General features: G+C 64.4%; 1 protein-coding gene and 1 pseudogene. One reads left to right on the top strand and one right to left on the bottom strand.

Translation table 11 applies throughout. From position 1 onward, the window contains the following. Nucleotides 1-882: molybdopterin molybdotransferase MoeA (locus AC1DX0_RS36310; RefSeq protein WP_477359382.1), on the top strand; the 882-nt coding region annotated here is incomplete at its 5' end. A gap of 45 nt (nucleotides 883-927) precedes the next feature. Here the strand turns inward: AC1DX0_RS36310 and AC1DX0_RS36305 are convergent. Beyond that, nucleotides 928-1,051: pseudogene (locus AC1DX0_RS36305) on the bottom strand (alpha/beta hydrolase); the annotation flags it as partial.

Genomic DNA, 1,051 nt, shown 5'->3' with positions numbered 1-1,051 from the left:
ATCCAGGAGAACGTCCGCGATCTCGGTGGCGGCCATATCGAAGTGATCGAGCCCACCGCGGAGTGGCGCAACATCCGCCGCATCGGTCTCGACTTTTCCAAAGGCGACGTCTTGCTGGATAAAGGCCGCTTGCTCGACCCGGCGGCGCTTTCACTGGCAGCATCGGCCAATCATCCCACTGTAAACGTGGTGAAACGGCCGCTGGTCGCCATCATCGCCACCGGCGACGAGCTGTTGCCGCCGGGCAGCGAACTCGGSCCSGACCAGATCATCTCGTCCAACGCTTACGGCGTCGCCGCTGCCGCGCAATCGGTCGGCGCTCGTGCCCTCGATCTCGGCATTGCCGCCGATCGCAAGGAGGCAATTGCCGCGCTGGTGCAAAAAGCGGTCGCGGCCGGTGCGGATATCATTGTCACGCTCGGCGGCGCCTCGGTCGGCGATCACGACCTGATCCATGACGTGCTGACCGGCGAAGGCATGACGCTCGGCTTCTGGAAGATCGCCATGCGCCCCGGCAAGCCGCTGATGTTCGGCCGCCTCGGCGCTATCAGGTGCATCGGCCTGCCCGGCAACCCGGTGGCGAGCCTGGTCTGCTCGCAATTGTTCCTGAAGCCGCTTCTGGCGAGGCTCGGCGGTCGCAATCATCGCCAGGACATCCGTCCGGCCCGATTGGGCGCGGCAATGCACGCCAACGATCTTCGCCAGGATTATGTGCGGGCGGTGGTCAGGGAAGACGATGGCGGGCTGGTGGCGACGCCGTTCAGCATCCAGGATTCTTCCATGCTGAGGATGCTGGCCGACGCCAACGGACTGATCGTGCGCGCCCCGTTTGCCCCTGCTTCCGCTGCAGGAGACTCCTGCAACGTGCTGATGTTGCGCTGAAGAACTGCCACATAAGCCGCTGATAACGTGGAAAAATGATCTCGGCTATTCCGAGAGCAAGGCCCGCGTCAGCGCATGCGCCGGATCGGCAAGCCCGTCGACAATGTCGTAGTGATGCCGGTCGGGCTCGACCACAGCGCTGGTGGCGGCGCCAAGACCGGTCCAGATG

This window comes from Mesorhizobium sp. P3_A9 (assembly GCF_056402975.1).
Note: the sequence above shows the minus strand (reverse complement) of the source record. Positions and strands in the feature narration are given on the sequence as shown.